10 protein-coding genes are annotated in these 8,987 nt (G+C 62.9%); 4 read left to right on the top strand and 6 right to left on the bottom strand.

The window, feature by feature from the left end; all coding sequences use genetic code 11:
* Nucleotides 1-117: 117 nt before the first annotated feature.
* Nucleotides 118-879, bottom strand: coding sequence for a peptidoglycan editing factor PgeF (gene pgeF, locus IL54_RS17205; protein ID WP_037479066.1), 762 nt, complete (start codon nucleotides 877-879; stop codon nucleotides 118-120).
* Between the two features lie 149 nt (nucleotides 880-1,028).
* On the opposite strand from pgeF, the gene IL54_RS17200 reads away from it, so the two are divergent.
* Complete coding sequence (locus IL54_RS17200) at nucleotides 1,029-2,612, top strand: amino acid permease (RefSeq protein ID WP_037477238.1); 1,584 nt, start codon at nucleotides 1,029-1,031, stop codon at nucleotides 2,610-2,612.
* 76 nt (nucleotides 2,613-2,688) lie between these two features.
* Here IL54_RS17200 and IL54_RS17195 read toward each other — a convergent pair whose 3' ends face one another.
* Nucleotides 2,689-3,963: a multidrug effflux MFS transporter gene (locus tag IL54_RS17195; protein WP_037477235.1), complete on the bottom strand. Its 1,275-nt coding sequence runs from the start codon at nucleotides 3,961-3,963 to the stop codon at nucleotides 2,689-2,691.
* Nucleotides 3,964-4,188: 225 nt separating this feature from the next.
* Here IL54_RS17195 and IL54_RS17190 point away from each other — a divergent pair, with 225 nt between their 5' ends.
* Nucleotides 4,189-4,485, top strand: coding sequence for an SEL1-like repeat protein (locus IL54_RS17190; RefSeq protein ID WP_037477232.1), 297 nt, complete (start codon nucleotides 4,189-4,191; stop codon nucleotides 4,483-4,485).
* Between the two features lie 3 nt (nucleotides 4,486-4,488).
* On the opposite strand, the gene IL54_RS17185 is transcribed toward IL54_RS17190, so the two are convergent.
* The 4 genes from IL54_RS17185 to IL54_RS17170 form a co-directional block, all read right to left on the bottom strand.
* Complete coding sequence (locus IL54_RS17185; protein ID WP_037477230.1) at nucleotides 4,489-5,619, bottom strand: GNAT family N-acetyltransferase; 1,131 nt, start codon at nucleotides 5,617-5,619, stop codon at nucleotides 4,489-4,491.
* 105 nt (nucleotides 5,620-5,724) lie between these two features.
* Nucleotides 5,725-6,186, bottom strand: a complete 462-nt coding sequence (locus IL54_RS17180) for a RidA family protein (RefSeq protein WP_037477227.1) — start codon at nucleotides 6,184-6,186, stop codon at nucleotides 5,725-5,727.
* The gene (locus IL54_RS17175; protein ID WP_037477225.1) at nucleotides 6,183-6,839 is read right to left on the bottom strand and encodes a hypothetical protein; all 657 of its coding nucleotides are present in this window, start codon (nucleotides 6,837-6,839) and stop codon (nucleotides 6,183-6,185) included. The genes IL54_RS17180 and IL54_RS17175 overlap by 4 nt, the downstream gene beginning before the upstream one ends.
* Nucleotides 6,836-7,123, bottom strand: a complete 288-nt coding sequence (locus IL54_RS17170) for a DUF3572 domain-containing protein (protein ID WP_037477223.1) — start codon at nucleotides 7,121-7,123, stop codon at nucleotides 6,836-6,838. The genes IL54_RS17175 and IL54_RS17170 overlap by 4 nt, the downstream gene beginning before the upstream one ends.
* Before the next feature lie 74 nt (nucleotides 7,124-7,197).
* Between IL54_RS17170 and IL54_RS17165 the strand changes: the two genes are divergently transcribed.
* On the top strand, nucleotides 7,198-7,560 hold the full coding sequence (locus IL54_RS17165; protein ID WP_171899229.1) for a response regulator: 363 nt from the start codon (nucleotides 7,198-7,200) through the stop codon (nucleotides 7,558-7,560).
* 151 nt (nucleotides 7,561-7,711) lie between these two features.
* On the top strand, nucleotides 7,712-8,987 hold a 1,276-nt coding region (locus tag IL54_RS17160; protein WP_037479060.1), incomplete at its 3' end, for a PhoX family protein.

Raw genomic sequence — 8,987 nt, 5'->3', positions numbered from 1 at the left:
GGTAGCTCGTCAGGCTCATAACCTGAAGGTCGTAGGTTCAAATCCTACTCCCGCAACCACACCAACGCACACAATACGCCCGCCCTCAAAGGCGGGCTTTTTTGCGTCTAGCCCTCATCACAAACCCAAACCAATCACCGATAGCTGACGGCCGTAATCCGCCTCACCCAGATGGCACGACCGCCGATAGCTGAAAAAACGATCAGCCTGGCTGTACGTATCCTCATCGAGCAGTTCGACCCGACCAACGCCAGCGCCCGCCACGCGCGCCGCCACATAGGCGGCAATGTCGAACTGGCGATGCCCGACGCGCCCTTCCGAAAAGAAACGCTCATTGGCACCGTCCTCCGCCTCGAACCGCAGCGCAAAGGCATCGGTCACCTCATAGGACGCACGGCCAATGCACGGCCCGATCGCCGCAACGATCGCGCCCCTGCCAGCGCCTAACGTCTCCATCGCCGCAATCGTCCGGTCGGTTACGCCGCCGATGGCGCCCTTCCATCCGGCATGCGCAGCGCCCACGACTCCCGCATCAGGATCGGCAAACAGCACTGGCACGCAATCCGCGGTCAATATGCCCAGCAACAGCCCAGGCCTGTCGGTCACAAGGGCATCGGCAGTAGGCCGAGCGTCATCAGCAAACGACGCATCAACCGACACAACGTCGGCAGAATGGACCTGATGCACCGTCATCAGCGTCGATCCCGGCAGAACCGCGTCCCGCACCAGATCGCGATTGCGCCGCACCAGGGCAGGATCATCCTCCGATCCAAGCCCGACATTCGCGCCGGCATAGAGCCCGGTCGAACAGCCGCCGCGCCGACCAGCGAAGCCGTGCGGAAGGTCTGCCAAACTCCGCGCCCGGATCAATTCAACCACGCTGTTCCCCTTATTCACTGCCGACATTCATGTCATCGCCACGCAACATACTTGCGCGGGACGATTTAGGCGATAGTCTCACCTATCAGAGCATAGGGGGACGGGGCCACCGACCGCCCAGGCAAGATATCGATAAAAGGGTTTCATTGATGATATTCGGGCGGGTAAAATCTCTCGACGCCATATTGGCGACGGCCGAGAAGAAATCGCTGCATCGGTCGCTGGGTGCATTCCAGCTGACGATGTTGGGCATCGGCGCCGTGATCGGCACCGGCATTTTCGTGCTGACGGCCGAAGCCGCACAAAAGGCGGGACCGGGCATGATGCTCAGCTTCGTCATCGCCGGTTTCGTCTGCGCCGTGGCAGCGCTCTGCTATGCCGAAATGGCCGCCATGGTGCCGGTCTCCGGTTCCGCCTATACCTATAGCTATGCCGTCATGGGCGAGTTGATCGCCTGGATGGTCGGTTGGGCCTTGATCCTGGAATATGCCGTTGCGGCAGGCGCGGTATCGGTGGGCTGGTCCGGCTATGTCGTCGGCCTGATCGAACATACATTCGCGATGGATATCCCTGATCTCCTGACGCGCGGGCCCTTTGATGGCGGCATGGTCAACCTGCCTGCCATGCTGATCGCCGGCCTCGTCACCTGGCTGCTGGTCATCGGCACCAAGGAGAGCGCGTCGGTCAATGCCGTGCTGGTGTTGATCAAGGTCGCCGCGCTGACCCTGTTCATCGTGCTGGCCCTGCCGGTCATGAACATGGAAAAATTCACGCCATTCGCTCCGCTCGGCTTCTCCGGCATATCGGCTGCGGCGGCCTCGATCTTCTTCGCCTATGTCGGTTTCGACGCCGTCTCCACCGCTGCCGAAGAAACCAAGAACCCGCAGCGTAACATGCCGATCGGCCTGATCGGCTCGCTCGCCATCTGCACCATCTTCTACATGCTGGTCGCCGCTGGCGTCATCGGCACGGTGGGCGCGCAGCCCGTCACCGAAACAGGCATTCCGATCGCCCAGGGCGGAATCGCCCTCGCGCCCGGATCGACCGCCCTGTCGGCGCAATGCGCCGCCCTGGCCGCCGCTGGCACGGAAGCGGTCACCTGCTCGAAGGAAGCGCTCGCCTGGACCTTGCGTGAAATCGGTTGGCCGCAGATCGGCAACCTGCTCGGCTTGGCCGCCGGCCTCGCTCTGCCGTCCGTCATCTTGATGATGATGTTCGGCCAGACCCGCATCTTCTTCGTCATGAGCCGCGACGGCCTGTTGCCTGCAATGTTTTCGAAGGTTCACCCGACCTACAAGACGCCTTATGTCATCACCATCATGACCGGTGTCTTCGTGGCGCTGTTCGCGGCCTTCTTCCCGGTCGGCATATTGGCGGACATCTCCAACTCCGGTACGCTCTTCGCCTTCGCCGCCGTGTCGATCGCGGTGATGATGCTGCGTCGGACCGACCCCAATCGTGCCCGCCCGTTCCGCACCCCGGCGATCCTGTTCACGGCGCCGGTAGCAATCGCAGGCTGCATGTATCTGTTCTGGAGCCTGGGTGTCGAAACCAAGCTGATGTTCGTTGGCTGGGCTACCCTCGGCCTCATCGTCTATTTCGCCTACAGCCGCAGCCGCAGTCATGTTGGGCGCGGTAATGATGGGGATGTGCCGGAGCATGATGCGGGCATCCCGCCCCAACCCGTGCCGCCGCTACCCGGCGCGCATACGCCGGGCGGGCAGGACGCCTGATCGACCAACGAAAAAGGGGCGGGAAACCGCCCCTTTTTTTGTGCCTGTCCGTCCATGTGCTGTTGGCTTCAAAGGTTCAATGCAGCGCCTTGAATTCGATGTCGCGCAGGCTGCTCATATTGGGCCGCGTGAACATCTTGCCGCGCTCGGCCCAGACGACGATCAGGAAGGACAAGCTTCCGAACACCAGCAGGCCCAGCGTCAGCGGCAGGGTGGTGCCATTGAATGCCTGGCCGACGATCGTGCCCAGCGCGCTCGACAAGGCCGTCGTGAGAAAAGCCTGAAAGGAGGAAGCGATGCCCGCGCCCCTGGAGAAGGGCTCCATCGAAATGGCGCTGAAATTGGACGCGGTGAAGGCGACCGTCATCATCGTCATCGCCTGCAGCACCATGAAGGTGACCAATGTTTCACGCCCCGCCCAGATCACGCCGCTATGCACGAGGGCGATCAGGATGAAGATGATCAGCGCGCCTTGGCTCAGCCGCCGGGCACCGAATCGCGACACCAGGCGGCTGTTGATCAGGCTGCCCACCCCCATCGATCCGGCGATCAGGGCAAAGCCGATCGGGAAAAAGCCCTCTGCGTCGAAAATGTCGAAGAAAATCTGCTGCACCGACAGGATGAAGCCGATGAGCCCCCCCATCACCACGCCGCTCGCCAGCATATAGCCGATCGAGCTGCGCGTCCGCATCACCATGCCGACCGTTGTCCATAATGTGCGCGGGGTGATCCGCATCCGGTTATCGGGGTGCAGCGTTTCGGGCATGCGGATCAGCATCCACAACAGGATCAGGCTCGCCTGGATCGCCAGCGCCCAGAAGATCCAGCGCCACGGCGCGATCCACAAGATCGCCTGACCGAAACTCGGTGCCATCACTGGGATCAGCATGAACACCGCGAAAATCAACGACATGACCCGCGCCATGGCGTCGCCCTTGAACCGGTCGCGCACGATACCGACGGTGACGACTCGACTGGCGCCTGCAAAAAAGCCCGCGCAGGTGCGGCCGATGAGCAGCATGGTGAAACTCGGTGCCACCGCGCACGCGATCGATGCCATGATGAACAGCGCCATCGACCATCCCAACACGCTCTTGCGCCCGAATCGGTCGGACAAGACGCCGAACAACAGGGAGCCAAGCCCCAACCCCAGAAAATAAAGGCTGATGATCAATTGCCGGTCATTGGGCTGCGGGATCGCCAGATCGAGACTGATCGCGGGCAAAGCGGGCAGCATCGGGTCGGTCGACAGCGCGTTCATCGCCATCAGGCACGCGCACAGCAGCACGAACTCGCGGAAACCGATCTGCTTTTCGCCCGGCGTTGCGGGCTGGGGGGACGATTGGGCCATGGCATGGCTATGGGGATGAAGGCCAAACGACGCCACCCCTTATCTGTCTCTTCCTGACGCTCACCTCCGGCCGCATTAACCCTACTACGCCCGGTTCTTTGCGCCATTCGCAGGAAATCCCGCCGCAGGCGTTAACCATTTTTTATCGGATGCTGGTCCAACCTGCCCGCAATGAAAAACCGCAGGGTCGATCCATTGAATTAGCTGGGCAAGGGGAAGAACATTATGGGCAATAGTAGCAAGAGCGCGCAGTTTCTGATGGAAAGCCGTCTGTCGCACGCGACGAGCGGATCGGCAGAAGCCTGTTTTGACCTGGGTGTCGCCTATAGCTGCGGCACCGGCGGCATGCCGGTCGACCTTGTCGAAGCCCATAAATGGTTCAACCTGGCCGCTCTGCGCGGCAGCGAAGAAGGCCAATCGATGCGCGCCGAAATCGCCGAGGAAATGACCGCACGCCAGATTGCCGAAGCGCAGCGTCAGGCCCGCGCCTGGATGGTGACGACGCAGATCGGCGTCGCCTGACCGCTACCCTTTCCTGAACGGCGTCCGCTCCGCCAGCCATTGGCGGTCCTGCTGCACGCCCGCCCGCTCGGCGGCCAGGAAGTCCGCGACCGCGCGGCGGAAACCGGGATTAGGGATATGATGGGCTGACCAAGTGGGTTCCGGCGCATAGCCCCGCGCCAGTTTGTGCCCGCCCTGCGCACCTGCCTCCACGCGCTTGATTCCGCGCGCGATGGCGATGTCGATCGCCTGATAATAGCATAGTTCGAAATGCAGGTTGGGCACATCCTCGCTGCACCCCCAATAGCGGCCATAGAGCGCATCGCCGCCGATCAGGTTGAGCGCGCCCGCAATCGCCCGCCCCTCGCGCAGCGCCAGGACCAGCAGCACCTTGTCCGCCATCGTCTCGCTCAGCAGCGAGAAGAAGGATCGCGTGAGGTAGGGCGTTCCCCATTTGCGCGCGCCGGTATCCTGATAGAAATCCCAGAATATGTCCCAGTGCGCTTCGGTGAGCGCGCGGCCGGTCAGGTGAACGATCTCCAGCCCCGCGACCGCCCGCGCCCGCTCCTTGCGGATATTCTTGCGCTTCTCGCTCGACAGGTCGGCCAGGAAATCGCCGAAATCGCCATAGCCGCGATTGGTCCAGTGAAACTGACTGTCTTCGCGAATCAACCACCCCGCCGATTCGAACAGCGGCACCTGATCGGCCTCCACAAAGGTCGCATGCGCCGATGACAGGCTGTTGCGCTCCACCAGCGTCTCGACACCGGCAATCAACGCCGGGGCAAAGGCCTCGTCGCGCAGCAGCAACCGGGGGCCAGGCACGGGCGAGAAAGGCGCGGCGATCTGGATCTTGGGATAGTAGCGCCCACCGGCCCGTTCCCAGGCATCGGCCCAGCCATGGTCGAACACATATTCGCCCTGGCTATGGCTTTTGCCATAGGCCGACACGGCGGCTACGATTCGTCCATCGGGGCCATCGATCACCAGTGGCAAGGGCTGCCACCCGGTCCCTTCGCCAACGCTACCCGATCGTTCCAGCGCGGTGAGGAAATCCCAGCAGACGAAGGGGTTGGCCGATCCCGCGCAGGCATCCCACTGATCACGCGGCAGGTCGGCGACGCCCGCGGCAATGCGCGCGACCCATTCCGTCACGGGCGCACGTTCTGATGATCTTGCCGGGCTTTACAGGTCACGGAAGTGAAAATTGGGCCGTGCCCGCCATTACGCAAGGGCAGGCACGACCATAAACGTCGCCGATCAGGCAGCCCGGACAAGGACGATCGCGTCGATTTCGACAACCGCGCCGAGCGGCAGAACAGGCACACCCACGGCGCTGCGTGCATGCTTGCCCGCGTCGCCGAACACATCGACCATCAATTCGGACGCGCCATTGGCGACCTTGGGCTGATCCGTGAAGGAGGACGCGCTGCTGATGAAGGCACCAAGCTTCACGACCCGTTCGACCCGGTCGAGGCTGCCGAGCGCCGCTTTCATCTGGGCGATCAGATTGAGGCCACAGATCCGCGCGGCGGCAACGCCATAGTCTAGGTCGCGGTCTTCACCCAGGCGCCCGGTCATCAGGCCGTCGGGTGCCAGCGAGATCTGCCCGGAAATATGCAACATGCCGCCTGCTTCCACGCTCGACACATAGGCGGCGACCGGGGTGGCGGCCTGGGGCAGGGTGATGCCGAGTTCGGCAAGGCGGGCGTCGATGCTCATGATAAGGCTCCATCAGTGGGGATAAGGGGAAGGGGGGCCGGACACTGGGCCAGCCGGTCCATGATCCAGGCTTCGGCCTCGACCCAATTGTCGATCCGCGCATGGGCATGGGGGGCATCGGGCACGTCGGCGGCGATATCCGGCTCGCCGACAAAGTGCAGCCGCCACACATCGGGCGCATGCCGCGCGACCGATTCATGATGTTCGGCCAGGTCGTCGATGAACAGCGCGACGCTGGGCGCACGCGCCGCCACGATGCGGGCGAGCGGGCGACCTTTCGGCCCGTTATTCCAGTGGACCGGCATGTTCAGGCCATAAGCAGCGAGCTGTTCGACGCGCTGCTGGTGATGGCGCTCGCCAATATTGGTCAACACTTCGATGTCGGCGACCTGCGCCAGGCGCCCCAATGCCTCGACCGCGCCCGCGATCGGCGACTGTCGATGCATTTCCGTATCGAAAAAGGCGATCAGCAATTGCCACACATGCTCGCGCTCCAGCACCAGGCCACTATCCTTGTGGCGCAGCGCTTCGGCAAAGCCGCGTTCGCGCATGTCGAAATCCACCGCATGCGTCTCATCCAACCAGGCGCGCAGCGGCACGACCATGTGCAACAGCACCTCGTCGCAATCGGTGATGATCAGGGGGCGGGTCATCGGCTCAAAATCTCCTGCGCCGCGATCAGCGCGGCGGGTGTGGTGTCGATCGCCTGGGCACAGGCGATCAGGTCCGGCTCATGATTGGCCAGAAAGGCGAGGATGGCCGCCATGATCGCCGGATCGCCCACGCCCGCGCGCAAGGTTTCGACGTCGATCCCGGTCAGTGCCAGCAACCGGTCCGCCCGCGATTCCTCCGCCAGCGTCCAGCCCAGCGCCATCAACGCCAGCGTCATCGCGTCTTCAACGCTATCCTGCTTGCCATTCGGTTGGTCGGGTCGCATGGGTGTTTCTCTACGGGAAAGCCGCGTTGACGGCGTGCTTGCCTTGGGATGATCGTTAAAATCGTGGGTGACTGGTGGCAAAGCGCGTGCTCGTTGTCGAGGACAACGAACTCAATCTCAAACTTTTTTGCGATCTGCTGCGGGCGCATGACTATGACGTGCTGCCGCTGCGCGACGGGCGCGACGTCCTGGCGCAGGCGCAGGCCTTCCTGCCCGACCTCGTCATCACCGACATTCACTTGCCCCATGTCAGCGGCCTGGACCTGATCATTTCCTTGAAAGCCGACGCGCGCCTCGCAGCCGTGCCGATCATGGCGGTGACCGCCTATGCCGGAAAGGGCGACGAGGACCGGATTCGCGCGGCAGGGGCGCAGGCCTATGTGTCCAAGCCGATCTCGGTGCTGCGCTTCATCGCGCAGGTCAGCGCGCTATTGTAATAGACGGGTCCGACACGTCGCTGTTTTGTCATACATATTTCATCACCGCTACTTCGTCACGCCCCCGACACGTCATCCTTCTCTGCCAACTCCTGGGTCAAGGGCGCGGCCGCCGGCCGACAGCCTGTCACAGCACAGGGGTAAATTCCTAATGTCTCATCTGACCGACGAAGCGCGCGCGCCTTTCCGCGATGCGCAGCCGACCATCGCCATGGGCGACAACAGCCTGGAGGCGATCGTCGCCGCCAATCCGGCCCGCCGCACGATCCTCAAGAACGGCCTGATGGGCCTTTCGATCCTGCCGATGCTGGGCACGCTGGCGGCCTGCGGCGATGATGACAATGATTCGGCGACGCCAACCCCGACGCCCACGCCGACCCCAACGCCCACCCCGACCGACAGCTACGCCATCACCTTCGCGGGTGTCGCCGCCAATCAGAATGACACCGTTACCGTGCCCACGGGCTACACCGTCGACGTGCTGCTGAAGGCTGGTGATTCGGTCGAAACCGGCACCCCCTATTCGGGCAATTTCCCGACGCCTGCCGATGCCGAGAAATGGGCTGGCGGCAACCATGACGGCATGGAATATTTCGAACTGTCGGGTACGGATGCGAACGCCGGCGGCCTGCTGGCGCTGAACCACGAATATCCCGACTTCAACATCCTGATGGGCGGCAGCTATGATGCCGCGACCGCAACCGCTGACCAGAAGGCGCTCGCTCTGTCGGCCGTCGGCATTTCGGTCGTTGAAATCGCCAAGGGCAGCGACGGCAAATGGTCGGTCAAGGCGGGCTCGCGCTTCAACAAGCGCTATACCGGCAATGACCTTTACCGCGTGAGCGGCCCCGCTTCGGGTCTGCTGTCGGGTCAGGTCAAGGGCATGTTGAACAACTGCGCGTCGGGCCGCACCCCCTGGGGCACCTACCTCACCTGCGAAGAAACCACCGACAATTATCTTGATCCGACCCAGCCCGAAAATGACTATGGCTGGGTGGTCGAAATCGACCCCTATCAGGAACTGGCCGCCCCGACGAAGCGCACCGCGCTTGGTCGTTTCAGCCATGAAAACACGGCCTATATGGCCAATAGCGACAGCCGCGTCGCCATTTACATGGGCGACGATTCGACGCCGGGCTGCATCTATAAATTCATCCCCGATCGCGCCTTTTCCACGGCCAACCGGGCCAACAATGTCGACCTGCTGGACAATGGCACGCTCTATGTCGCGCGCTTCAACGCCGACGGTTCGGGTGAATGGCGCGCGCTGACCTGGGGCCAGAACGGCCTGGTCGTCGGCGCGTCTGACCCTGGCGACGTCAGCCAGTTTGCCACTCCCCCGACACCATCCACCGTCAATTTCGCCAATCAGGCGCAGGTGCTGGTCAACTGCCAGTCGGCGGCGCGCGTTGCCGGCGGTACGATCA

The organism is Sphingobium sp. ba1, assembly GCF_000743655.1.
Lineage (GTDB): Bacteria > Pseudomonadota > Alphaproteobacteria > Sphingomonadales > Sphingomonadaceae > Sphingobium.
This window is presented reverse-complemented; position numbering and strand designations above follow the sequence as displayed.

Bases quoted from the DNA above. Each gene is read 5' to 3' on its own strand.
- IL54_RS17200 (WP_037477238.1), top strand. From the start codon at position 1,029: ATGATATTCGGGCGGGTAAAATCTCTCGACGCCATATTGGCGACGGCC.
- IL54_RS17195 (WP_037477235.1), bottom strand. From the start codon at position 3,963: ATGGCCCAATCGTCCCCCCAGCCCGCAACGCCGGGCGAAAAGCAGATC.
- IL54_RS17190 (WP_037477232.1), top strand. From the start codon at position 4,189: ATGGGCAATAGTAGCAAGAGCGCGCAGTTTCTGATGGAAAGCCGTCTG.
- IL54_RS17180 (WP_037477227.1), bottom strand. From the start codon at position 6,186: ATGAGCATCGACGCCCGCCTTGCCGAACTCGGCATCACCCTGCCCCAG.
- IL54_RS17175 (WP_037477225.1), bottom strand. From the start codon at position 6,839: ATGACCCGCCCCCTGATCATCACCGATTGCGACGAGGTGCTGTTGCAC.
- IL54_RS17170 (WP_037477223.1), bottom strand. From the start codon at position 7,123: ATGCGACCCGACCAACCGAATGGCAAGCAGGATAGCGTTGAAGACGCG.